Source organism: Pseudomonas sp. MEJ086 (assembly GCF_030209025.1).
Classification (GTDB): domain Bacteria; phylum Pseudomonadota; class Gammaproteobacteria; order Pseudomonadales; family Pseudomonadaceae; genus Aquipseudomonas; species Aquipseudomonas fulva_A.
In genome coordinates this window covers 35,786-58,837 of record NZ_JARVSV010000009.1, presented here as the reverse complement: position 1 = coordinate 58,837, position 23,052 = coordinate 35,786, and the positions used below count along the sequence as shown (strand labels likewise).

The 23,052-nt window shown below is 63.9% G+C and carries 20 protein-coding genes; 4 read left to right on the top strand and 16 right to left on the bottom strand.

The features are described 5' to 3' along the window. Positions 1-3 precede the first annotated feature (3 nt). The 11 genes from csrA to QRN22_RS08150 all read right to left on the bottom strand — a co-directional run bounded on the left by csrA (position 4) and on the right by QRN22_RS08150 (position 13,346). Complete coding sequence (gene csrA, locus QRN22_RS08200) at positions 4-189, bottom strand: carbon storage regulator CsrA (RefSeq protein WP_013792214.1); 186 nt, start codon at positions 187-189, stop codon at positions 4-6. Between the two features lie 181 nt (positions 190-370). Then, positions 371-1,609: an aspartate kinase gene (locus QRN22_RS08195; protein ID WP_042553122.1), complete on the bottom strand. Its 1,239-nt coding sequence runs from the start codon at positions 1,607-1,609 to the stop codon at positions 371-373. A 111-nt stretch (positions 1,610-1,720) separates the two neighbouring features. Next, positions 1,721-4,345 (bottom strand): alanine--tRNA ligase, encoded by a 2,625-nt coding sequence (alaS, locus tag QRN22_RS08190; RefSeq protein ID WP_042553123.1) that lies wholly within the window; start codon positions 4,343-4,345, stop codon positions 1,721-1,723. 222 nt (positions 4,346-4,567) lie between these two features. Continuing rightward, positions 4,568-5,569 carry a low-specificity L-threonine aldolase gene (gene ltaE, locus QRN22_RS08185; RefSeq protein ID WP_042553124.1) on the bottom strand — a complete coding sequence of 334 codons (1,002 nt, stop codon included), beginning with the start codon at positions 5,567-5,569 and terminating at the stop codon, positions 4,568-4,570. A gap of 43 nt (positions 5,570-5,612) precedes the next feature. Further along, positions 5,613-6,623 (bottom strand): succinylglutamate desuccinylase, encoded by a 1,011-nt coding sequence (gene astE, locus QRN22_RS08180; RefSeq protein ID WP_042553125.1) that lies wholly within the window; start codon positions 6,621-6,623, stop codon positions 5,613-5,615. Between the two features lie 9 nt (positions 6,624-6,632). Then, on the bottom strand, positions 6,633-6,917 hold the full coding sequence (locus tag QRN22_RS08175) for a hypothetical protein (protein ID WP_042553126.1): 285 nt from the start codon (positions 6,915-6,917) through the stop codon (positions 6,633-6,635). A gap of 41 nt (positions 6,918-6,958) precedes the next feature. Further along, positions 6,959-8,320 (bottom strand): N-succinylarginine dihydrolase, encoded by a 1,362-nt coding sequence (astB, locus tag QRN22_RS08170; protein ID WP_042553127.1) that lies wholly within the window; start codon positions 8,318-8,320, stop codon positions 6,959-6,961. After that, on the bottom strand, positions 8,317-9,771 hold the full coding sequence (astD, locus tag QRN22_RS08165; RefSeq protein WP_042553128.1) for a succinylglutamate-semialdehyde dehydrogenase: 1,455 nt from the start codon (positions 9,769-9,771) through the stop codon (positions 8,317-8,319). The genes astB and astD overlap by 4 nt, the downstream gene beginning before the upstream one ends. 139 nt (positions 9,772-9,910) lie before the next feature. Then, positions 9,911-10,927, bottom strand: coding sequence for an arginine N-succinyltransferase (gene astA / locus QRN22_RS08160; RefSeq protein WP_042553129.1), 1,017 nt, complete (start codon positions 10,925-10,927; stop codon positions 9,911-9,913). Positions 10,928-10,979: 52 nt separating this feature from the next. Continuing rightward, on the bottom strand, positions 10,980-11,996 hold the full coding sequence (gene aruF, locus QRN22_RS08155) for an arginine/ornithine succinyltransferase subunit alpha (RefSeq protein WP_042553130.1): 1,017 nt from the start codon (positions 11,994-11,996) through the stop codon (positions 10,980-10,982). A gap of 126 nt (positions 11,997-12,122) precedes the next feature. Continuing rightward, entirely contained in the window at positions 12,123-13,346 is a 1,224-nt protein-coding gene (locus QRN22_RS08150; protein ID WP_042553131.1) for an aspartate aminotransferase family protein, read from the bottom strand. A gap of 479 nt (positions 13,347-13,825) precedes the next feature. Here QRN22_RS08150 and plzR point away from each other — a divergent pair, with 479 nt between their 5' ends. Further along, positions 13,826-14,095, top strand: coding sequence for a PlzR type 4 pili assembly inhibitor (gene plzR / locus QRN22_RS08145; protein ID WP_042553132.1), 270 nt, complete (start codon positions 13,826-13,828; stop codon positions 14,093-14,095). A 135-nt stretch (positions 14,096-14,230) separates the two neighbouring features. Then, entirely contained in the window at positions 14,231-14,593 is a 363-nt protein-coding gene (locus QRN22_RS08140) for a VOC family protein (RefSeq protein WP_042553133.1), read from the top strand. A 6-nt stretch (positions 14,594-14,599) separates the two neighbouring features. Here QRN22_RS08140 and QRN22_RS08135 read toward each other — a convergent pair whose 3' ends face one another. Both QRN22_RS08135 and QRN22_RS08130 read right to left on the bottom strand, forming a co-directional pair. Next, positions 14,600-15,655, bottom strand: a complete 1,056-nt coding sequence (locus QRN22_RS08135) for an NAD(P)H-dependent flavin oxidoreductase (protein WP_042553134.1) — start codon at positions 15,653-15,655, stop codon at positions 14,600-14,602. Positions 15,656-15,705: 50 nt separating this feature from the next. Next, positions 15,706-16,572: a LysR family transcriptional regulator gene (locus tag QRN22_RS08130; protein WP_042553135.1), complete on the bottom strand. Its 867-nt coding sequence runs from the start codon at positions 16,570-16,572 to the stop codon at positions 15,706-15,708. Positions 16,573-16,682: 110 nt separating this feature from the next. Between QRN22_RS08130 and QRN22_RS08125 the strand changes: the two genes are divergently transcribed. Further along, positions 16,683-17,537: a DMT family transporter gene (locus QRN22_RS08125; RefSeq protein WP_042553136.1), complete on the top strand. Its 855-nt coding sequence runs from the start codon at positions 16,683-16,685 to the stop codon at positions 17,535-17,537. Positions 17,538-17,888: 351 nt separating this feature from the next. After that, complete coding sequence (locus tag QRN22_RS08120) at positions 17,889-18,128, top strand: hypothetical protein (protein ID WP_156152677.1); 240 nt, start codon at positions 17,889-17,891, stop codon at positions 18,126-18,128. 15 nt (positions 18,129-18,143) lie between these two features. Here QRN22_RS08120 and QRN22_RS08115 read toward each other — a convergent pair whose 3' ends face one another. The 3 genes from QRN22_RS08115 to QRN22_RS08105 all read right to left on the bottom strand — a co-directional run bounded on the left by QRN22_RS08115 (position 18,144) and on the right by QRN22_RS08105 (position 22,799). Continuing rightward, complete coding sequence (locus tag QRN22_RS08115) at positions 18,144-19,955, bottom strand: glycoside hydrolase family 15 protein (RefSeq protein ID WP_042553138.1); 1,812 nt, start codon at positions 19,953-19,955, stop codon at positions 18,144-18,146. Then, on the bottom strand, positions 19,948-20,748 hold the full coding sequence (locus QRN22_RS08110; protein WP_042553139.1) for a glucose 1-dehydrogenase: 801 nt from the start codon (positions 20,746-20,748) through the stop codon (positions 19,948-19,950). Before QRN22_RS08110 ends, QRN22_RS08115 begins: the two co-directional genes overlap by 8 nt. 257 nt (positions 20,749-21,005) lie before the next feature. Continuing rightward, positions 21,006-22,799 carry a thiamine pyrophosphate-requiring protein gene (locus tag QRN22_RS08105; RefSeq protein WP_042553140.1) on the bottom strand — a complete coding sequence of 598 codons (1,794 nt, stop codon included), beginning with the start codon at positions 22,797-22,799 and terminating at the stop codon, positions 21,006-21,008. Between the last annotated feature and the right edge of the window lie 253 nt (positions 22,800-23,052).

The following is a 23,052-nucleotide window of genomic DNA, read 5'->3' as shown; positions in this document are numbered from 1 at the left end:
AAATTAGTGGTTTGGTTCTTCGCCCTTCTCTTTCTGGATGCGCTGGTAAATCTCTTCACGGTGAACGGCGACTTCCTTAGGCGCATTGACGCCAATCCGCACCTGATTACCTTTAACGCCCAACACGGTGACAGTGACTTCGTCACCCACCATCAGGGTCTCTCCGACCCGGCGAGTCAGAATCAGCATTCCTTTCTCCTTACGGATTCAATTTCGGACAACAAGTCTTTAAGCGGTTGCAAAGCACCGGCCAGAATCAAGACGAAACCGCCAGCACCCGAGTTTTGACCAGCGCGGACGGAAAGAAAGTTCCACCAACACCGACCAAAAGAGCAAAAGGCGCGGAATGACCGCGCCTCTTGCAGATGCCTCAGTCGCCTTGACGGGCCGGAGCATCGAGTTCGAACGCAGTGTGCAGGGCACGCACCGCCAATTCCAGATATTTCTCTTCGATGACCACCGAGACCTTGATCTCGGAGGTGGAGATCATCTGGATATTGATGTTTTCCTTGGCCAGCGCCTCGAACATACGGCTGGCCACACCGGCGTGGGAGCGCATGCCGACGCCGACGATGGACACCTTGGCGATGTTGACGTCACCGACCACCTCACGGGCCCCCAGCTCGCGCGCAGTGGCTTCCAGCACCTGTTGGGCGCTCTGGTAGTCGTTGCGGTGCACGGTGAAGGTGAAATCGGTGGTGTTATCGTGCGCGACATTCTGCACGATCATGTCCACTTCGATATTGGCGGAGCTGATCGGGCCAAGGATCTTGAACGCAACGCCCGGCAAATCAGGTACGCCACGGATGGTCAGCTTGGCTTCGTCGCGATTGAAAGCGATGCCGGAGATGATCGGCTGTTCCATGGATTCCTCTTCATCAAGGGTAATGAGGGTGCCCGGGCCCTCCTGGAAGCTGTGCAGAACGCGCAGCGGGACGTTGTATTTACCGGCGAATTCCACCGAGCGAATTTGCAAGACTTTCGAGCCCAGGCTGGCCATTTCCAGCATCTCTTCGAAGGTGATCTTCTCGAGGCGCTGGGCTTTCGGCACCACCCGCGGGTCGGTGGTGTAGACACCATCGACATCGGTGTAAATCTGGCACTCATCGGCCTTCAGGGCCGCCGCCAGAGCGACGCCAGTGGTGTCGGAACCACCACGCCCGAGGGTGGTGATGTTGCCCTGCTCGTCGACGCCCTGGAAGCCGGCCACCACCACCACGCGACCCGCTTTCAGGTCGGCACGGATATTGGTGTCGTCGATGCTCAGGATGCGCGCCTTGGTATGCGCGCTGTCGGTCAGGATGCGTACCTGGCTGCCGGTGTAGGACACCGCCGGCACGCCACGCTTGATCAGGGCCATGGCCAGCAGCGCGATGGTCACCTGCTCGCCGGTGGACACCATCACGTCCAGCTCGCGGGCTATCGGCTGGTCATCGCTGATCTGCCTGGCCAGTTCGATAAGGCGATTGGTCTCGCCGCTCATGGCCGATACCACGACGACGATGTCGTCACCCTTTTCGCGGAATTTCTTCACCTTCTCGGCGACCTGCGCGATACGCTCGACGGTGCCGACGGAAGTACCGCCGAATTTCTGTACGATCAAAGCCATTTCAAAGCTGCCTCAGCCCATGAAGGGCGCCCATTAAACAGACAACACCGCACACCACCAGACCGCTCGCCGGGCACGGCGGGCGATCTGGCCACGCTTGCGTTACGGGCCTTAGAGGCCCTGCTCGACGAACGGGCCGATCAGCGCCAGAGCGCCGTCCAGTGCGGCCGCATCGACCCCACCACCCTGCGCCATGTCCGGCCGACCACCACCTTTGCCGCCGACGGCAGCAGCGGCCTGTTTCATCAGGTCACCGGCCTTCAGCTTGCCAGTCAGATCCTGCGTCACACCGGCCACCAGAACGACCTTGTCGTCCTGCACGCCGCCGAGCAGGATCACTGCGCTGCCGAGCTTGTTCTTCAGTTGATCGACCAGCGCCAGCAAGCCCTTGCCATCCAGGCCATCGATGCGCGCGCTGAGCGTCTTGACGCCCTTGATCTCCACGGCCGAACCGGCCAGGTCGCTGCCTGCTGCACTGGCAGCCTTGGCCTTGAGCTGGTCCAGCTCCTTTTCCAGCTGGCGATTGCGATCGATCACCGCAGCGAGCTTGTCGAGAAGGTTGTCGCGACTGCCCTTGACCAGCGACGCGGCCTCCTTCAATTGCTCTTCCGCACCATTGAGGTAGGCGAACGCGGCAGCACCGGTAACCGCTTCGATACGCCGTACACCCGCCGCCACACCGCCTTCGCTGACGATTTTGAACACACCGATATCACCGGTACGGCTGGCGTGGATGCCGCCACACAGCTCGACCGAGAAGCCATCGCCCATGGTCAGCACGCGCACGTTGTCGCCGTACTTCTCACCGAACAGCGCCATGGCACCCTTGGCCTTGGCGCTTTCGATATCCATCTCTTCGGTCTGCACGGGCGTATTGCGGCGCACTTCGCGGTTGACGATTTCTTCCAGCTCCCTGAGCTGCTCCGGCTTGATCGCCTCGAAGTGACTGAAGTCGAAGCGCAGGCGCTGACTGTCCACCAGCGAGCCTTTCTGCTGCACGTGCTCACCAAGGACCTGACGCAACGCGGCATGCAACAGGTGAGTCGCCGAGTGATTGAGCCCGGTTGCAGTACGCACCGAGGCATCCACTTCGGCATTGATGGTGGCGCCCACGCTCAGGCTGCCCTTGCTGACCACGCCGTGGTGCAGCCAGGCACCGCCTACCTTGGTGGTGTCGCGCACGTCGAAACGCACGCCCGGGCCTTCGAGGAAACCACAGTCACCGATCTGGCCACCGGATTCGGCATAGAACGGCGTCTGGTCGAGAACCACCACGCCCTCCTCGCCTTCGCTCAGGGTGTCGACGGATTGACCGTCGCGCAGCAGCACCAGCAGCTCGCCACTGGCAACGGTGGCGGTGTAACCGAGGAAGCGGGTATCGGCGTCGACCTTGACCAGGCTGTTGTAGTCCACCCCGAAGGAACTGGCGGAGCGCGCACGCACGCGCTGAGCTTCCATCTCGCGCTCGAAGCCGGCCTCGTCGAGGGTCAGCTCGCGCTCACGGGCGATGTCACCGGTCAGGTCCATCGGGAAGCCGTAGGTATCGTACAGTTTGAAGATCACTTCGCCCGGAATCACCGTGCCGCTGAGTTCGGCAAGGTCCTGCTCGAGGATCTTCAGCCCTTGCTCCAGGGTCTTGGCGAACTGCTCTTCTTCGGTTCTCAGCACGCGCTCGATATGCGCCTGCTGCTGCTTGAGCTCCGGGAAGGCTTCGCCCATCTCGCTGGCCAGTGCCGCGACGATCTTGTGGAAGAAACTGCCCCTGGCGCCCAGCTTGTTGCCGTGACGGCAGGCGCGGCGGACTATGCGGCGCAGCACGTAGCCGCGGCCCTCGTTGGACGGGGTGACGCCGTCGGCGATCAGGAAGCTGCAGGAGCGGATGTGGTCAGCCACCACTTTCAGCGACGCGTCGCCGTTGTTGGCGCAGCCGATAGCCTGGGCGCTGGCATCGAGCAGGCTCTGGAACAGGTCGATCTCGTAGTTCGAGTTGACATGTTGCAGGACGGCGCTGACGCGCTCCAGGCCCATGCCGGTGTCCACGCTCGGCGCCGGCAGCGGGTGCAGAACACCGTCAGCCGTGCGGTTGAACTGCATGAACACGTTGTTCCAGATTTCGATGTAACGGTCGCCGTCTTCTTCCGCAGAGCCGGGTGGGCCGCCCCAGATGTGGTCGCCGTGGTCGAAGAAGATCTCGGTGCACGGGCCGCACGGGCCGGTGTCACCCATGGTCCAGAAGTTGTCGGACGCGTATGGCGCGCCCTTGTTGTCGCCGATGCGGATCATCCGCTCGGCCGGCACACCGACTTCCTTGTTCCAGATGTCGTAAGCCTCGTCATCGGTGGCGTAGACCGTTACCCAGAGTTTTTCCTTGGGCAGGTTCAGCCACTTCTCACCGGTGAGGAATTCCCAGGCGAAGTGGATGGCATCACGCTTGAAATAGTCGCCAAAGCTGAAATTGCCGAGCATTTCGAAGAAGGTGTGGTGACGCGCGGTATAACCGACGTTTTCCAGGTCATTGTGCTTGCCACCGGCACGCACGCATTTCTGGCTGGTCGCGGCGCGGGTATAGGCGCGCTTTTCCAGGCCCAGGAAGCAGTCCTTGAACTGGTTCATGCCTGCGTTGGTGAACAGCAACGTCGGGTCGTTGTTCGGAATCAGGGAGCTGGAAGCGACACGGGTGTGCCCCTTCTCTTCGAAGAAGCTCAGGAAAGCTTCACGGATTTCTGCGCTTTTCATTGGGCATTTTCCAGGAAAACAGGCGGCCACGGCGAAGCCGGCAAAAGCCCGCATTATATCGGGCTTGTCCGTGGCGGCTAGGGCATAGCCTGAATTATTTCCCGCAGGCTCGATGGCCGGAAATCAGCGGCCTGCACCACTGGCCGGCAAACCGGAAGTGGGCTGCATGATACGGTCCGCAGGCCAGGTCGGCATGGCAGGAGCCTGGCCCATGGGGCAGCCTCAGGCGCGAAACGCGGCGAAGGCCTCGATCACCTGCCCCACAGCATCGGCCCCCACATCCAGATGGGTGACCATACGCAGACGTGGTGCAGCGCTGAGGCGAATGCCGCGCTCGGCGCAGAAGGCTTTCAGTTCGCCGGCACGCTCACCGATCTGCACGTAGACCATGTTGGTCTGCACCGGCTCGACCGAGTAACCCAGCTCACGCAGGCCTGCCGCCAGGCAATCGGCATTGGCGTGATCCTCGACCAGCCGCTCGACCTGATGATCCAGCGCGTACAGCCCAGCGGCCGCCAGCACGCCAGCCTGACGCATGCCGCCACCGACCATCTTGCGCAGGCGCCGGGCCTTGCCGATCAGCGCCTCACTGCCGCACAGCACGGACCCTACCGGCGCCCCCAGGCCCTTGGACAGGCACACGGAAACGGAGTCGAAATGCCGAGTGATTTCACTCGCCTCGACATTCTGCCTGACGGCCGCATTGAACAGGCGAGCACCGTCGAGGTGCAGCGCCAGGCCCCTGTCGCGGGTAAAGGCGCGGGCGGCAGCCAGATACTCCAGCGGCAGTACTTTGCCCTGCATGGTGTTCTCCAGCGCCAGCAGACGGGTGCGGGCGAAATGAAAGTCGTCCTGCTTGATCGCCGCCTCGACACGGGCCAGATCCAGCGAGCCATCGAGCTCCATGTCCAGCGGTTGGGGCTGAATCGAGCCGAGCACGGCAGCGCCGCCGCCCTCGTACTTGTAGGTATGCGCCTGCTGGCCGACGATGTATTCGTCGCCGCGCTCGCAGTGGGCCATCAGGCCCAGCAGGTTGCTCATGGTGCCGGTCGGTACGAACAGCGCCGCGGCGAACCCCAGTTGCTGCGCCAGGCGCTCTTCCAGGCGGTTGACGGTCGGATCCTCGCCATACACGTCGTCGCCCAGCTCGGCGGCCAGCATCGCTTCTCGCATGCCGGCAGTGGGCTGGGTGACGGTGTCGCTACGCAGATCGATGATAGGCATGGGCACTCCTGTGCGAGCAGGTGAACGGAGGATGGCAATGCCATCACCCCAGTAGAGAGGCGTCGGCCGGGACGATGAGGATGCCGGCGCGCTGGCCATTATGCACTTTGGGGTTGGGGAAAATGATGCGTGCGCCCTGCTCCTCGACCACCCAGCGGCTGCTGGCCAGGTCTTCCGCCAGCAGATAGCCGGGCGCCAGTTCGGTGAAATTCTCCACGTCGGCGGGCAGGTGCAAGGTAAAGGCGTCGCTGTGCTTGATCACCTCACGGGCGAAGGCGAACAGTTGAAGGTGCTCGGTAGCGGCCTCGTCCACCGGTGGTTCGCAGCCTTCGATGAGCGCTTGCAGACGGAGCTCCAGGCGGTCCAGATTGACCAGTTCGTTGTGCCCGAACGGTCTGGCCTTGCCCAGCTCGAGGGTGAATGCTTCGGCCCCCAGCCCGGCGTAGGTGTAGGCACTGAAGGTGGTCGATGGCTGACTTTGCAGGAGCACCGCGTCGATGCCGGCAGCCTGCAGGCGTGCACACTCGTGCCGCGACTGACGACGCCCCTCGACCCAGGGATACAGGGCGAACTGCTCGATCCGCGACGCGCGGATGGCCGTATGCAAGTCGTAATGCAGACGGGTACGTCCGGCATCGGCGAAGAACGAAGCCGCCAGGTGCTCCAGCTCACAGGCGCGCATCGCCTCGGCACCACTGCTCAGCTCATGCCGACCACTGAACAGGCGATTGATGTCCTGCTCGATGAAGCGTTCACCACGGCGCATCGCCGGTGGGTTGCCGAACAGCAGCAGCAAACGCGCGTGCGGCTGCAGCTCGTTACGGGCGATGCGCCGCAGCAACCTGTCGAGCAGCTCGATCGGCGCCGTCTCGTTGCCATGGATACCCGCCGAGAGCAGCAGGTCCATGCCATTGTCGCGACCACCAGCCGGTGTCACTTCGAGTGCCCCCTCGGCCAGCCATCGCAGGCGCGTACCCTCCGGCGTCAGCTGGATCTTCGAGGCCGGCTCGTGGCCGGCCAGGGTCAGTTCGAGCAGTTTGCCGAGGGCGAGCATGGGCGTTCCTCAGTGATTGCAATCCGGACCATGGACATGATCGTCATCGGCGCCGTCATCGGCCGGCTCCATCTCCAACTCCAGGCTCACCAGGTTGGTCGCCAGCGGGCGCAGCAGCAGGTTGGCGTATTCGGTATCACCCTCGGCGACATCCACGCCAATCATCAACTGGCCGTTGCCGACCTGCTGAATCCACACTTCCTTGCCCTGCCAGAGCACGGCGAAACGGGTGCACGACGTTTCCAGCTGGGTGCCGTCGCTGTCTTCGAGAATCAGTTGCAGGGCGTCGCTCATAGGTACTCCAGGGTCAATGGCGGCTCATGATGCGAGCCGACTCAATTCAATTGAAAGGGATATACGGCGCCGAGTCCAAGAATTCGGGTCAACTCGTCCAGCGCGGTTCGGCATTCGTTCAGCAGCTGTGGATCGGCCAGATCACTTTCGCTCAGGCGATCCCGGTAATGGTGATCGACCCACTGCAAAAGCCGTTCGTACAGCACCGAGGTGAGCATCACGCCGGGGTTCATCGCCGCCTGCTCCCGAGCGGTCAATGCCACCCGCAAGCGCAAACACGCCGGACCGCCACCGTTCTGCATGCTCTGTTTGAGGTCGAAGGCGCGCACTTCGGCAATCGGCCCATCGCTGCCCAGCAGCGTCTGCAGATAGGCCCAGACCCGCTGGTTGCCGCGGCATTCTTCCGGCACGACCAGCAGCATACGCCCGTCGGCGCGGGTCAACAGCTGGCTGTTGAACAGATAGGAGCGCACCGCATCCTCGACGCCCACCGCATGGCGCGGCACGCAAACCGTCTGCAATCGGCCGCCCTGACGCGCGAGCTTGTCACCGAGTTCGCCGATGACCCGTTCACTGTCGAGGAAGGCATCTTCATGGTGGAACAGCACCTCGCCATTACCCACCGCAATCACATCGTTGTGGAACACGCCCTGATCGACCACCGCAGGGTTCTGCTGAGCGAACACTACTGCAGCGTCACGCAGACCATGCAGACGCGCCACCGCCTGGGAAGCTTCCAGCGTCTGTCGCGCCGGATAGCGCTGCGGTGCCGGCAGGCGCAGGTCGAAGGCACTGCGGCCGAAGACGAAGAACTCCACCCCCGGCTCGCCGTAGTCACGGCAGAAACGGGTGTGATTGGCCGCTCCCTCATCGCCGAACTGGCTGACCGCAGGCAAGGCGGCATGGTGGGCGAAGTAGCGCTCGTCGGCGAACATCGCCGCCAGCACACGGCTGGTGGTCGGGTGTTCGATGGAGCGATGGAACTTGCAGTTGAGATTGGCCGCGGTGAAATGCACGCGCCCGTCGGCGGTATCGGCACCCGGGCTGACGGTGGCGGCGTTGGCCGTCCACATGCTCGACGCCGAGCAACTGGCGACCAGCAGCGGCATGGCCTCGCGTGCCGCCCTCTCGATCACCTGAGCGTCGCTGCCACTGAAACCGCAGCGCCTCAGCGCCTGCACATCGGGCCGTTCCTGAGGCGCCAGCACGGCCTGGGCAAAGCCCATGTCCATCAGCGCCTTCATCTTGGCCAGCCCCTGACGGGCGGCCTCCCGAGGGTTGGAGGCGACCTGGCCGTTGTTCTGCGAGGCGACGTTGCCGTAGGACAGGCCACCATAGTTGTGCGTGGGGCCAACCAGCCCGTCGATGTTCAGCTCGCAGGCCGAAGCGCTTGAACGACTCATAGGCTGACTCCCGGCGCCAGGCTGTCGGGCAGCACCAGACGCTCGCTTTCCAGCGAGGCGACCGGGTAGGCGCAGTAGTCCGCCGCATAGTAGGCGCTGGGGCGGTGGTTACCCGAAGCGCCGATGCCGCCGAACGGCGCGCTGCTGGCGGCGCCGGTCAGCGGCTTGTTCCAGTTGACGATGCCGGCGCGGCTGCGCAGCCAGAACTGCTCGTAACGTTCGCGGGAATCGGATAACAAACCGGCCGCGAGACCGAAACGGGTGGCATTGGCCTCCTCGATGGCGGAATCGAAGTCGGCATAGCGAATCACCTGCAGCAGCGGCCCGAAAATCTCCTCGTCGCTGCGCGGCTGCACGGCGGTCACGTCGATGATCCCGGGCGTCAGCAGGGCGGCGCCTTCCAGCGGCTGGCTCATGTCCAGCAGCGGTCGCGCGCCCTTGTCGACCAGACGCATCTGCACCTTGAGCAGGTGTTGAGCCGCATCGAGGGAGATCACCGCCCCCATGAACGGCGCCGGCTGGGCGTTGAACGCACCGACCTTGAGGCTTGCCGCCACGCTGACCAGACGCGCCAACAGCGCGTCGCCCCAGGCCCCTTCCGGGACCAGCAGGCGCCTGGCGCAGGTACAGCGCTGACCGGCGGAGAGGAAAGCGGACTGGATGATGCAGTAAACCGCCGCGTCGATGTCGGCGACCTCTTCTACGATCAACGGATTGTTGCCGCCCATCTCCAGCGCCAGGATGGTCTCCGGGTGGCCGCCGAACTGAGCGTGCAACAGATTGCCGGTGCGGCTGGAGCCGGTGAAGAACAGCCCATCGATACCCGGATGAGCCGCCAGCGCGGCGCCGGTTTCCCGCGCCCCTTGCAGCAGATTCAGCACGCCCGCTGGCAAGCCCGCCTCGATCCAGCACTCGAGCGTCAACTCGGCCACTTTCGGCGTCTGCTCGCTGGGTTTGAATACCACGCAGTTACCAGCGAGCAAGGCCGGCACGATATGCCCATTGGGCAGGTGGCCTGGAAAATTGTAGGGGCCGAACACGGCGATCACGCCGTGTGGCTTGTGGCGCAGCACGCTGCCCTGCACGCCTTGTTTGTGCCCCGTGCGCTCTGCGTGGCTCTGAACCGAAATGGCCACTTTGCCGATCATGCTGGCGACTTCGGTAGCAGCCTCCCACAACGGTTTGCCGGTCTCTTCGCCGATAGCCTGCGCAAGCTCATCCTGCCGGGCCTTGAGGACCGCAGCAAAACGCTCGAGCAGCGCGATTCGCTCGTTCGATGGCACACGGGCCCATTCAGGAAATGCATCGCGAGCGGCCTGCACAGCAGCCTCGACCTGCTCGGCATCAGCTTCACGGCCGACCCAGAGCACCTGCTGGCTGACCGGGTCGAGGGATTCCAGGGTATTGCCCTGTCCTATCTGCCAGAGACCTGCAATGTAATGCGTGCTCATGGTCTATCACTCCAGGCTTCACGGTTCGACAGGCCACCGCAGGCGATGGCCTTGTACCTGTAACGGCTGCCGCTCTCATGGCGGCATCACCGGTCGGAGCAGACGGTACGTCGCCCCCGATCACATCGAAAACACGGCGTCAGGCCTGCGCGGCCAACATCACTGCGCGCACCTGATCCCCCACGCTCAGGCGCAGGCGCCTGGCGGTCAGCGGGTCGACCACCAGAGTGCCAGCGGCCATGCGCGCCCTTGCCGCGGTAATTCGGCAATCCTCGCGCTTGCGGTTGTGCACCAGATACACCGGCGCATCGTCCCCTGGCGTACCGATGGCGAGAACCAGCAACTGGCTGTCGCGAATCGCGCGTATCTTCGCGGTCTCCGCCTCTATGGCCGGGCCGGCATCGAAGATGTCGACGTACCCCTGATAGCTGAACCCTTCCGATTTGAGCATCGCCAGGGCCGGCTCGGTGTCCGGGTGCACGCGGCCGATCACGTCCCGTGCGGCCTCGGACAGGAAGCAGGTGTACAGCGGGAACCTGGGCATCAGCTCGGCGATGAACGCCTTGTTGCCGACGCCGGTGAGGTAGTCCGCCTGGGAGAACTCCATGCGGAAGAAGTGCCGGCCGAGGCATTCCCAGAACGGTGAACGGCCCTGCTCATCGGACACGCCGCGCATCTCGGCGATGATCTTTTCGCCGAACTGCTCGCGAAACTCGGCGATGAACAGCAGGCGCGCCTTGGACAGCAGGCGCCCATTCAGGCCGTTGCGGTGATCGGCGTGCAGGAACAGCGAGCACAGCTCCGAATGACCGGTCAGGTCATTGGCCAGAAACAGGGTCGGCACCTGGCGGTGGATATTCAGTTCCTGAGAGGCGCAGACCGTGAGGCCGACCCGGTAGTTGTACCAGGACTCCCGCAAGCCGACGCCACCCGCGATCGCGGAAATACCCAGCACGCGGCCGTCGTCGTCCTCGAGCACGAACATGTAATCGCAATCGCCGCGCTCGGCTTCACCGCGAAAGGTCTTCTCGGCACGACCGACCCGGTAGGCCAGGCGTGCCTCGTTGGCCGGCAGGGTAGTCAACCCGGTGCCGGTACTGCGCGCCAGGTCAATCAGCGCCGGCAGGTCACCGGCACGTACGGAGCGAACGATCATGATGCCTCCGAAAAACTGCGAGCCAGCCAGGTGGCATTCATTGCTGACACCTTCATACCGCCACCAGCCTTACCTGACCGCCTTCGACGACACCAAGCGTCTGCGCGGTGAGCGGGTCGAGCACAGCGGGCTGGCCGGGCGCCCAGTTCATCTCGGCGATCACCGCACGAAAGCCCTGCAACTGCTCGTTGCTGACCAGATAGGGGCGGCCGCTGCCGTCGGCTTCGCCGAACACCACAGGCGCCACCACGCTCTGGGCGATGGAGCGAATGCCCGAGGTCCGCGCATGCAGGGTCGGCCCGCCATCGAAGATATCGATGTAGTGATCGGTCTCGAAACCGTCACGCATGAGAATGTCGAAGGACACCTGCGCACGCGGATGCACCAGGCCCATGGACTCCTGCGCGGTATCCGGCAGCAGTGGCACGTAGATCGGGTAGTGGGGCATCAGCTCGGCGAGGTAGGCCCGGCTGCGCAGACCGCACAGTCGCTCGGCCTCGCCATAGCTCATGCCGAAGAAATGCCGCCCCACCGCATCCCAGAACGGCGACTCGCCCGCGTCGTCGCTCTCGCCGACGATCTCCACCACCATGGCATCGGCGAACCGCTCCGGGTGGCAGGCCGCGAACAACAGACGAGCACGGGAGTTGAGCTCGGACCAGACACTGTCGACCAGCGAGCGCTCGACGTAGAAACTGGTCAGCAGGCTGTTGCCGGTCAGATCGTGGCACAGCGAAAGCACGTGAATCTTGTTGTGGATCTTCAGCTCACGGGAGTTGTGAACGAAGGTCTCGTTGCGAAAGCTGTAGAACGGCTCGGAATAGCCTGCCGAGGCGACGATGCCGGAGCAGCCGACCAGGCGCCCGGACTCGCTGTCCTCCAGCACGAAGAAATAGCGTTCCTCGCCATTGAAGCTCACTTCGGCCGCGAACGAGGCCTCGGAGGCAGCGATCTTGTCGCGCAGCCGCTCGGCGTTGTCCGGCAGCGAGGTGACCCCTACCGGGCTGTCGGCAGCCAGGCGCTGCACTTCAGCGAGGTCGGTCATTCGCGCGGGGCGCATAACCAGCATGGTGTCACTCCTTAAGCAGAGCCCGGGCACAGCAGTCCCGGTAGCGAGAACCATCATCCATGGGGCCGGCCGGAACATCCGGGCGGACGGGCAAGAGCACTGGCGGCACTCGGGCCGCCAGGCAAATCAGGCAGCGGCAACCACCTTGGCCACCGCGCGCTCGAAGCGCTGCAGACCTTCGTCGATATCGGCGTCCTCGACCACCAGGCTCGGTGCGAAACGCACCACGTCCGGCCCGGCCTGAAGGATCATCAGATTCTCTTCGGCCGCGGCGTCGAAGAACGCGCGCGCCTTGCCCTTCCAGGCCTCGGACAACACAGCACCAATCAACAGGCCCATGCCGCGCACACCGGAGAACACGCCGTACTGCTCGCCGATCTGCTCGAGGCGCGCCTTGAAGCGCTGGTGCTTGGCTTTCACGCCGTCCAGCACCTCGGGGGTATTGATCACGTCGAGGACCGCGCCGGCCACCGCACAACCGAGCGGGTTGCCGCCATAGGTGGTGCCGTGGGTGCCGACCGCCAGATGGCTGGCGAGCGCCTCGGTGGTCAGCATCGCGGCGATCGGGAAGCCGCCGCCCAGGCTCTTGGCGCTGGACAGCACGTCTGGCGTCACGCCGTAGTGCTGGTAGGCGAACAGATGACCGCTGCGGCCCAGGCCACTCTGTACCTCGTCGAACACCAGCAGCGCATTGTGCTGATCGCACAGCTCGCGGGCGCCCTGCAGGTAAGCCTGATCGGCTGGCAGTACGCCGCCCTCGCCCTGAATGGGCTCCAGCACTACGGCGCAGGTCTTGTCGCTGATCGCCGCCTTGAGCGCGTCAAGATCGTTGTACGGCACATGGGTGATGCCCTGGATCTTCGGTCCGAAGCCATCGGAGTACTTCGGCTGGCCACCCACGCTCACGGTGAACAGGGTGCGCCCGTGAAAGCTGTTGGTGGCGGCGATGATTTCGTACTTGTCAGCGCCAAACCGGTCATGGGCCACACGACGCGCCAGCTTGAAGGCCGCCTCGTTGGCTTCCGCGCCCGAGTTGCAGAGGAACACGCGCTCGGCGAAGGTGGCATCGACCAGCTTCTTGGCCAGGCGCAGCGCCGGCTCGTTGGTGAATACGTTGGACACGTGCCACAGGGTGTTGGCCTGCTCGGTCAGCGCCTTGACCAGCGCCGGGTGCGCATGGCCGAGGACGTTGACGGCGATGCCGCCGGAGAAGTCGATCAGTTCACGACCACTCTGATCCCAGACGCGCGAACCGGCACCACGCACCGGCACGAAGGCCGCGGGCGCGTAGCTGGGCACCATCACCTGGTCGAAATCGGCGCGTTGCACCGGGTCGTGCTGAACGGACATCGGAACTCTCCTGACGAGACACGCAAGCCCCGACGGGCCAGCGATGCGAAAGATTGTAGGGGGTGCTCGAGGGGCAGCATTGCCGGCATGCGACAACTTCTTACAGCGCCAACCCAGGCTCCAGACGCTCGCGACAAGAGCCGCACGACGCGTCGGTGAGGCGCAGTTTAAACGCTGCCGCTATCCAGACGCACGGGGTGGCAGCTATTTAACCTTTCAAGGGCTGCGAACGGCCACTGCCAGTTGCGTCAGAGCGCATGAAAAAAGCGGTCCGGGTTTAAAACGCACATATGAAAATTATTTGCATCCAACCCTCTGCAGCATATTGCCAGCGCCAGGTGTGACGGTGATATCATTTTGCTCGCATCACGACGCTCGTTCGTGAACGGCGTCCTGCAATGTGCTGATCAAGGATATGACAGCCAAGTGCAGTTCAACCCAACGCAATGCATCGACTCGTCCAGTCAAGGAAGCGCGAGATGACCGCTAAAGAACAACAACTCACCGAACTGCTCACCCTCACTTCACGCACGATCACTCACATGACAGCCGCGATGACCGCGTTGTCGTTCGATCTGCTGCGCAGCGATGACAGCGGTGTTCGCTCCGCCGCCTCGAAGATGATCACCCGCCTTGGTGCGGTCAGCCAGGAACTCGATCAGCAATGGGCGCTGATCAGTGAACTGACCGGCGTGGAAGCCCCTGACCGACACGACACCATCGAAGAAGTCCAGCTGCATACCGCCTGAATCAGGCCGCTTCGCCCTGGCCGACCGCTTGGCACTGTCGGCCCGTAAGCGTCTTGGCCCATACTCAGCGCTCATGTGCGCCGTATGCAGGTCATCGCGGCTGCGTCTGCCCACCCCGTTACAGGAACACCGCCGATGAGCGCCCCCAGCACCCGAGTCATGTTGTATGCCAGTGATCCGGGCAGGACCTGCGCCTTTTACGAGCGCCATTTCGGCTTCGTGAGCAGCGCGCAAGATCAGGGCGTGATCGAGCTGCACCACCCTCGTGGCGGCCTCATTCTGCTGATACACCGCGCCGCGGTATCGCTGAAAGGCAACCAGGCCCGCGTCAAGCTGGTGTTCGACGTGGAGAACCTGGAGGCCTTCCGCGGTCGCGCGCTGAGCAATGGCCTGGAGTTCGGCCCGATCCACCAGGGCGAGGGCTACGGCTTCGCCAACAGCAAGGACCCGGATGGCAATGGCGTGAGCATCTCCAGCCGGGCGTTCCGCTCGCGTTAACCTGCCTCAGGTACGCGCAGCCAGGTACTCACGCTGCAGGACCGCCACCAGCTCGGCTGCCGGCATGGCCCGTACCAGGGCGGCACCCTGCCCCGCCCAATGAGCAGCGAACTCGGCATTACCGGCTTTCGCCGCTGCGGCGATGAGCTGCTTGCCGGCATCGTAGGCGATACCGAAACCCGGCACCGGCGGATGCCCGGCCGCGCCCACCTCGGCCATGAAGCGGTTGAGAATGCCGCGCGCCGGACGCCCGGAGATCACCGTGGTCACCTGCGTGACCTGCGCGCGCACGCTGCCCAGCATGGCTCGGTAAGCATCGTTGGCCGCCGACTCCGGACAGAGTATGAATGCCGTACCCAACTGGGCCGCGCAGGCGCCCAGGGTCATGGCAGCGGCGATACCGGCGCCGTCCATGATGCCGCCTGCGGCGATCACCGGTCGCGACAGATGGCGCACCAGCACACGCACCAGCGCCAGGGTGCCGATCCCCTGATCGCCACGCAGCGGGTCGAAGACGCCACGGTGGCCACCCGCCTCGATACCCTGGGCGACGATCACATCGATACCGGCCTCTTCCAGCTGGTACCCCTCCTCCAGCGTGGTCGCCGACGCCAGCAGCGTGATGCCGGCCTTCTTCAACGCATCGATACGATCCTGGGCAGGTAGCCCAAGGTGAAAGCTGACGATCGGCGGGCGCTCTTCCAGCAGTACCTCGAGCTGACCGTCATCGTTCTGAAAGCTGCTGTAGATGTCACCGATGGCTCGTGGAGTCGGCACATCGAACTCGGCGAAGTAAGGCTGCAGGTGATCCAGCCAGGCTTGCTCCGCGGCCCGATCGACAACGCTGGGGCGATGACAGAAGACGTTGACGTTGAACGGCCTGCGGGTGCCGGCACGGGTCTCGATGATCATCTGCCGCCCGGCGTCGGCCTTTACCGCAGCGATGGAGATGGAACCCAGGCCACCGGCATTGCTGACCGCTGCGGCCAATGCCGGTGTGGCGGTGCCAGCCATCGGCGCCTGAATGATCGGATACTCGATACCCAGTGCTGCACAGTTCATACGGTCCTCGGTGATGTCCGTTGCAGGGGCCTGCGACTATAGCCCACTGATCATTCGAAATCCCGACGCAGGGTCTGCAGCACCTGCTCATGCAGAGCATCGACCAGTGCCGGCAGTGCAGGCGCACGGCTGCGTATCACCACCACATCGAGCAATGGCAGGCCCGGCAGCCCCTGGGCAGCGCCAAGCACCTGCAAGCTGGACGGTACGCAACACCGGGTCAATACACCGAGCGCTGCGCCGCTTTGCGCCACCGCCAGTTGCCCGGCCACGCTGGGGCTGTTGTAGACCACACGGTAATCGCGCCCCAGCACCTCGAGGCTCTTGAGCACGCGGCTGCGCGCCTGGCTGCCCAACTCGTACACGGCAATGGGCAGCGGGGTTAGCCGCCAGGTTTCCTGCCGCGCATTGCCGACCCACACCAGCTCCTCGCGAAACAGCAGCTCGCCGCGCTGCGGCTTGTCACGCGTGACGATGGCCACATCCATCTCGCCGCTTTCGACCTTGGGAATCAGCTGCGTGGAAGGCTCACACACCAGATTCACCTGCACAGCGGGCTGAGCGCTGGCGAAGTCGTTGAGCAACGGGGTCAGATAACCCAGCGCGTAGTCATCGGGGATACCAAGCGAGATACTGCCCTCCAGCCGCACGCCACCCAAGGCCAGCAGCGCTTCACGGTGCACCCGCAGCAGCTTGCGGGCATACCCGAGCAACTCTTCGCCTGCCGGCGTCAGGCTCAGGTGCCGTGGCCCACGCAGTAGCAAGGGACGCCCCACCGCTGCTTCGAGTTTCTTGATCTGCATGCTTACCGCCGACTGCGAACGTGCCAGCCCCGCGGCCGCGGCCGTCAGCGAACCACTGCCGACCACCGCGACGAATGCCTGCAACCAATCGATCTGCAAATCCTGTCTGGCCATGGCTTACCATTCGATTATCGAATAACAAGCCACACTATAATCCGTTTTACGGGATCACCCGCTCTTGGCACCCTGCTCGCTATCCGACAAACAGACCTGCAAGGCACACCATGAGTCAGCGCATCGCCCACCTTCAATTGCATTGCGCCGCCCTGCTGGTGGGCGTATCCGCGCTGTTCGGCGAATCGCTGAACGTCAGCGCGAGCATGATCGTGCTCGGCCGTGCCGCGTTCGCCCTGCTGGCCTTGAGCATGCTCTGCCTGTGCTTGAATCTGCGACCCTGGCGCGGCATCAGCGGTGGCACCATCGCCAGACTGCTGACCACCGGGGTGGCGCTGGGTGGCCACTGGATTCTGTTTTTCCTGGCGGTAAAGACCAGCGGCGTGGCGGTGGCCACCCTGGGCTTCGCGTCGTTTCCGGCCTTTACAGCACTGCTCGAGCGCCTGCTGTTCGGTCAGCGCCTGGGACGTAGCGACCGGCTGATTCTGTTGCTGGTATCGGCAGGCCTGGTTCTGGTCACACCCTCCTTCGACCTGCGCGATGGTGCTACCGAGGGCCTGCTCTGGGGCGTGCTGTCCGGCGCCAGCTATGCTGCCATCGCGGTCGCCAACAAACACGTTTCCAGCAAGGTCGATGGTTTGTCGTCGTGCTGGTGGCAATGCCTGGCCATCAGCGTGGCGCTGCTGCCCTGGTGCTTGTGGGAGCTCCCCGCGATCGGCCGCCACGACTGGTGGCAACTGGCGGCCCTGGGCGTGCTCTGCACGGCGCTGGCCTACAGCCTGTTCATCGCCTCGCTGCGCCATGTCCATACGCATACCGCAGCGGTGGTGATCGCCATGGAGCCGATCTACGCCATCGCCGGGGCCTGGCTGCTCTTCGGCTCGGTCCCGAGCGTCGGCATGGTGCTGGGCGGCCTGCTGATTCTCGGCGCAGTCGCCTGGGCGGGGCTGAAGAGCAAAATCTGACTTACCGGACAACATCTGCGCGCCTGCAACGGGTCATACGAAACCCAGGCAGGGCCTGGGCATCGGTCGAGCCATTCGTCGTTCGCCGAGTCGAGCTCATGCCCTCACGCTAGCTTTCGCCCAGGAGTTTTATCGCCTATGCTGCGGCTTCGGGCATCAGACCCGTACCGCGCAGACCTGCATTCCCGCGCGCAACAACATTCACTGCCCAGCGCAGTGAAACCGGCATCCGGCCTGATCGAAGGATCATCGACACGACGGCCATGACCGGTGCCCGCCTTGCCTTCTGGGGCAGCCACATAGCCTGCACTGCATATCAACGGACTTCAGGGCATTGTGACCATGGATTGTTTGATCATCTATTCGCGCGACGGCGAAAGGCGATTCCAGACCCTCACCACCCGCTTCATACCCAACATGAAAGCGGTGGAATTCACCGTACTCAGCGCCGAGCTGCCTGCCGGCCATCTCTCGCAAGGTGCGAACCAGGCGAGCGGCTCGGTGCGAGAGCTGATTCGGCAGCTAGGCATCGAGATCATCGACGTGCTGCCGGTGCGCAAATCCGTGCCGCCGGATGAGAAACGAGCGTGACCCGGCGCACGTCGCTCAGGGCTGCCAGGTGGTACGTTCGCCACTGAGCTTGTGGTCGAGAAAGCTGGCAGCACTGATCAGCGCCAGATGACTCAGCGCCTGCGGCGTATTGCCCAGGTGATGGGCTCGCCGATCGAGCTCCTCGGCGTACAGCCCCACCGGGTTGGCGTAGCGCAGCAGCTGCTCGAACTCCAGATGCGCCTGATCGACACGCCCGGCGCGTGCCAGACACTCCACGTACCAGAACGAGCAGGCGACGAACGAGCCCTCCTCGCCTTTCAGGCCGTCGTCGGTGCGGTAGCGATAGACCATGCCGTCGCGCACCAGTTGCTGCTCGATGGCTTCCAGCGTCGCCAGCCAGCGTGGGTCGCTGGCGCCGACGAAACGCATGAGCGGCATCAACAGCATCGAACCGTCGACGTCCTGACAGCCGATGCGCTGAATGAAGTGCCCGCAGTCCTCATCCCAGAAGTTGCTCCAGATGTCGTCATGAATGGCCTGACGCTGGTCGTTCCAGCGCGCGAAAGGCGCCGGCAGCGAGCGCTTCTCCGCCAGACGGATGGCTCGATCCAGCGCTACCCAGCACATCAGCCGCGAATGCAGAAAGTGCTGCTCCTCGCCGCGTATCTCCCAGATGCCGACGTCCTTCTGCTGCCAGCTGTCGCAGACCTGATCGACGATGCCCACCACATGGTGCCAGCCGTCGTGGGAGATCGCCTCACCGTACTTGTTGGCGAGGTACACCGCGTCCAGCAACTCGCCGAAGATATCCAGCTGAACCTGATCATGGGCCTCGTTGCCGATCCGTACCGGCTGCGCCCCACCATGCCCGGAAAGATGATCGAGAGAGGTCTCCGGCAATTCATACTGGCCACGAAGGCTGTAGAGGATACGCAGGTGAGCCGGGGTTTCCGAGCAGTCGTCGACGCGCTCGCGCACCCAGCGCATGAAGGCATTGGCCTCTTCGGTAAAGCCCAGGCGCATGAATGCGTAGACGGTGAACGAGGCATCGCGAATCCAGGTGTAGCGGTAATCCCAGTTGCGCTCGCCCCCCGCTGCCTCGGGCAGTCCGTAGGTGGCCGCAGCGAGAATGCCACCGTGCTTGCGTGAGGTCAGCAGCTTCAGTGCCAGGGCCGAGCGGTGCACCATCTCGCGCCAACGCCCGCGGTAGTTGGACTGCTTGATCCAGCGCCGCCAGTAGGCAACGGTGGCCTCCAGGCAATGCTCGCAGGCACCGGCAGCGACCAGCGGATCGTCTGGCGCACCCAGCACGAACTCGGCATGTTCGCCTTCCTGCAACTCGAACTCGGCAACCCCACAATGGCGATCGATCTTCAGTGACTGGCTGGCGGAGAGGCGCAGGCTCGGCTGACCGGGTGCGTGGAAGAGCACATCGTCGCCCGCCATCTCCGCGACCGTGTCAGCGCGGCTGTAATCGTGACGAACACGGCAGCGCATGCGGATTCGTGCATGGCCGGAAACCACCTGAATCCGGCGAATCAGCCGCGGATGGTCGTCCACATCGGCATTGATCGGCATGACATCGGTGCACTCGACCACGGCAGACTCGGCCAGCCAGCGTGTCTGCAGCACGTTGGTGTCGGGCAGATAAAGCTGCTGCCGACGCGCGCCGGGCAGATCCGGCGCCAGCTGAAAAACCCCAGCCTCGGGGCTGTCGAGCAAGGCGCTGAAGATCGACGGGCTGTCGAAATCCGGCCAGCAGAAAAAGTCCACGCAACCGCTGTCAGCGACCAGTGCTGCACTGCGCATGTCACCAATGATGCCGTGGGCTTCGATGGGCATCTGACGCCCCTGAATCTCAACCATTGTCGCGAAACTCCGGGTAAAGGCTCATACCACCGTCGATGAACAGGGTCGTGCCGTGGACATAATCGGCCGCATCGGAAGCCAGCCAGACCACCGCATTGGCGATATCTTCGGCATCGCCGATACGGCCGTAGGGAATCAGCTCGAGCAACGACTTGGCGGCTTCGCCTTCGGTGGCCTCGCGGTTGATCGCGGTGCGGATCGCCCCAGGCGCGATGGCATTGACGCGAATGCGCTGCTCGCCCACCTCCTGAGCCACGCTGCGCATCAACAGATCGAGGCCACCCTTGGAGGCCGCGTAGTTGGCGCGCCCTGCCCACGGGATCAGTTGATGCACCGAACTCATCTGAATGATCTTGCCGGCCGCCCGCGACACCGCCTCGCGAATCTCCTGCTGACGGAACTGCCGCAGGGCCGCACGCACGCAGAGAAACTGACCGGTGAGGTTGACCTGCAGCACCTGGTTCCAGTCCTCCAGGCTCATGTCCACCGTTGGCGCATCACGCTGCATGCCCGAGTTGGCCAGCAGAATGTCCAGCCGCCCAAAGGCCGAGACGGTCTCGGCGAACAACGCCTCGACCTCCTTCTCACTGGACACGTCCGCACCCACGGCAATCGCCTCGCCGCCGGCGCTACGTATCTCCTCGACCAGTCGCTGCGCCGCCTCGCGCCCGGATCGATAATTCACCACCACCGCGGCACCGGCCTGCGCCAGCGCTTTCGCCGATGCCGCGCCAATGCCTGAACTGCCACCGGTAACCAGTGCGACCTGCTTGTGCAGAGAAATGAGCATGGGTTTTCACTCCTGAACCTGTAACACCTGACTGACCGGCAAGCGGCAGAGTTCAGGGAAAAGCCCGGCGCCGTCGATCCGATCACCAGCACCTGGCCGTCCCCTCGCGTAGCGAATGCCGGCAAGGTGAAACCACGCAAAACCACCATTGGGCGACATCGAATCGCTGCCTGATCAGCTGACGCGTCAGCGGCTGTAGCTGACCACTGCCGACTCCTGCCGCACTGGCACGCGCAACTGCTGGCCGAAGCCAGCCGTTAGCGGCGCGCCTTGCCCGGCAGGATCGAACCCAGCACCTGCTTGGTGGCCTGCCGAATGATCCCGCCCTGATTCGGGTCGCCTTGCCACAGCGCGGAAGCGAACGCCTTGGCCTGAGCCAGGGTGATGTGCGGCGGCAGCGGCGGTACGTCTGGATCGGTCTTGAATTCGATCAGCACCGGCCGGTCCGAAGCGAAGGCTTGCTCCCAGGCCTGGGCGACATCCTCTTCGCGGTCGACGTAGATACCTTTCAGGCCGATGGATTCGGCGAACTGGTGATAGGGCACGTTGGGAATGTCCTGAGACGCTGAAAACTTCGCATCCCCCTCCATCGCCCGCTGCTCCCAGGTCACCTGGTTGAGGTCTTCATTGTTGAAAACCGCGCAGATCCAGCGTTTGTCCTGCCACTGCTGCCAATACTTGGCGACGGTGATCAGCTCGGCCATGTTGTTCATCTGCATCGCGCCGTCTCCCACCAGCGCGACAGCCGGTCGATCCGGGTGGGCGAACTTGGCGGCGATCGCATAGGGCACCGCCGCCCCCATCGACGCCAGGCCGCCGGACAGGGAGCAGAGCATGTCTTCGCGGATCTTCACGTCACGGGCGAACCAGTTGGCACAGGAGCCCGAGTCGCAGGTGACCACCGCGCGATCCGGCAGGCGCGGCGACAACTCGTAGGCGACCCGCTGCGGGTTGATCGGCGATGCAGAAGCCATGGCGCGGCGCTGCAGGGTGGTTTCCCACTGCGCCGTCCAGCGCTCGATGCGCTTGCGCCAGGTGCGCAGTTTCTTGCGTTCGAGTAACGGCAACAGAGCCCGTAGGGTATCGGCTGAATCCCCCTGCAGGTTGACCTCCATGGGGTAACGCAAGCCGAGCATGTCCGCCTGAATATCGATCTGCACCCCTCGGGCCTGGCCTTCCTTGGGCAGGAACTCGGCGTAGGGAAAGCCGGAGCCGATCATCAGCAGGGTGTCGCACTCGTTCATCATCTGGTAGCTGGGCTTGGTGCCCAGCAGGCCGATGGAGCCAGTCACCCAGGGCAGTTCATCGGGCAGCACCGCCTTGCCCAGCAGCGCCTTGGCGACACCGGCACCGAGCAATTCAGCGATCTGCGCCACTTCCCTGCTCGCCCCCAACGCGCCAGCACCGACCAGAATGGCCACTTTCTTGCCCGCGTTGAGCACCTCGGCGGCACGCTGCAAGTCAGCGTCGTAAGGCACCACCCGTGGACGGCTGTAGCCAACCCCGGAATGCAGGGTGCCATGCTCGCGAGCCGGCTCCTCGTAGGGCAGCGTTTGCAGGTCGTTGGGCAGGATGATAGCGGTTACCCGGCGATCGCCCAGCGCCGTGCGGATGCTGCGGTCCACCAGATGACGGACCTGCGCCGGCGAGCTGGCCTGCTGCACGAAGGCGCCGGCCACGTCCTTGAACATCGACAGCAGATCGACTTCCTGCTGGTAATGCCCACCCAACGCATTGCGGGCCTGCTGGCCGACGATGGCCAGTACCGGCATATGGTCCATGCGCGCGTCGTACAGACCGGTGAGCAGGTGGGTGGCACCCGGGCCGGAGGTGGCGATGCACACGCCCAGGTCGCCAGAGAACTTGGCATCGGCCGAGGCCATGAAAGCGGCCATCTCTTCGTGGAGGGCCTGGATGAAACGGATCTTGCCGTCGGCTCTGGCCAGGGCGCCGAACACACCGTTGATGCCGTCACCCGGGTAACCGTAAATACGTCGCACGCCCCACTCATGGAGGCGTTCGACGATGAAATCTGCGACTGTCATGCTCATGGAAAACTCGCTCGAAGTTCAGGCCCATAAAGGGCCGACATGGATGGAGTTGCCACGCGGCGTTCAGCTTGCGCGACGGATCGCCCGGACAGCTTCACTGCCGGGCGCAGGGATCTTGACCGGGCCCGCAGCGCAGAGGTTTAAGGTTTCTGCCGGAGGCCGCTGCGCCTGTGCCAGGCTGGGGCCTGGCGATGGCGGCATGCGCATGTCTCTTGGCAAAAAGATCGAACATGCAGCGCGTGCGACCCTCAAA

Bases quoted from the DNA above. Each gene is read 5' to 3' on its own strand.
- aruF (WP_042553130.1), bottom strand. From the start codon at position 11,996: ATGCTGGTTATGCGCCCCGCGCGAATGACCGACCTCGCTGAAGTGCAG.
- astB (WP_042553127.1), bottom strand. From the start codon at position 8,320: ATGAGTCGTTCAAGCGCTTCGGCCTGCGAGCTGAACATCGACGGGCTG.
- plzR (WP_042553132.1), top strand. From the start codon at position 13,826: ATGACCGCTAAAGAACAACAACTCACCGAACTGCTCACCCTCACTTCA.
- QRN22_RS08195 (WP_042553122.1), bottom strand. From the start codon at position 1,609: ATGGCTTTGATCGTACAGAAATTCGGCGGTACTTCCGTCGGCACCGTC.
- QRN22_RS08115 (WP_042553138.1), bottom strand. From the start codon at position 19,955: ATGGTTGAGATTCAGGGGCGTCAGATGCCCATCGAAGCCCACGGCATC.
- astD (WP_042553128.1), bottom strand. From the start codon at position 9,771: ATGAGCACGCATTACATTGCAGGTCTCTGGCAGATAGGACAGGGCAAT.
- astE (WP_042553125.1), bottom strand. From the start codon at position 6,623: ATGCTCGCCCTCGGCAAACTGCTCGAACTGACCCTGGCCGGCCACGAG.
- QRN22_RS08110 (WP_042553139.1), bottom strand. From the start codon at position 20,748: ATGCTCATTTCTCTGCACAAGCAGGTCGCACTGGTTACCGGTGGCAGT.
- csrA (WP_013792214.1), bottom strand. From the start codon at position 189: ATGCTGATTCTGACTCGCCGGGTCGGAGAGACCCTGATGGTGGGTGAC.
- QRN22_RS08140 (WP_042553133.1), top strand. From the start codon at position 14,231: ATGAGCGCCCCCAGCACCCGAGTCATGTTGTATGCCAGTGATCCGGGC.
- astA (WP_042553129.1), bottom strand. From the start codon at position 10,927: ATGATCGTTCGCTCCGTACGTGCCGGTGACCTGCCGGCGCTGATTGAC.
- ltaE (WP_042553124.1), bottom strand. From the start codon at position 5,569: ATGCCTATCATCGATCTGCGTAGCGACACCGTCACCCAGCCCACTGCC.
- QRN22_RS08135 (WP_042553134.1), bottom strand. From the start codon at position 15,655: ATGAACTGTGCAGCACTGGGTATCGAGTATCCGATCATTCAGGCGCCG.
- QRN22_RS08125 (WP_042553136.1), top strand. From the start codon at position 16,683: ATGAGTCAGCGCATCGCCCACCTTCAATTGCATTGCGCCGCCCTGCTG.
- QRN22_RS08150 (WP_042553131.1), bottom strand. From the start codon at position 13,346: ATGTCCGTTCAGCACGACCCGGTGCAACGCGCCGATTTCGACCAGGTG.
- alaS (WP_042553123.1), bottom strand. From the start codon at position 4,345: ATGAAAAGCGCAGAAATCCGTGAAGCTTTCCTGAGCTTCTTCGAAGAG.
- QRN22_RS08130 (WP_042553135.1), bottom strand. From the start codon at position 16,572: ATGGCCAGACAGGATTTGCAGATCGATTGGTTGCAGGCATTCGTCGCG.
- QRN22_RS08175 (WP_042553126.1), bottom strand. From the start codon at position 6,917: ATGAGCGACGCCCTGCAACTGATTCTCGAAGACAGCGACGGCACCCAG.
- QRN22_RS08105 (WP_042553140.1), bottom strand. From the start codon at position 22,799: ATGAGCATGACAGTCGCAGATTTCATCGTCGAACGCCTCCATGAGTGG.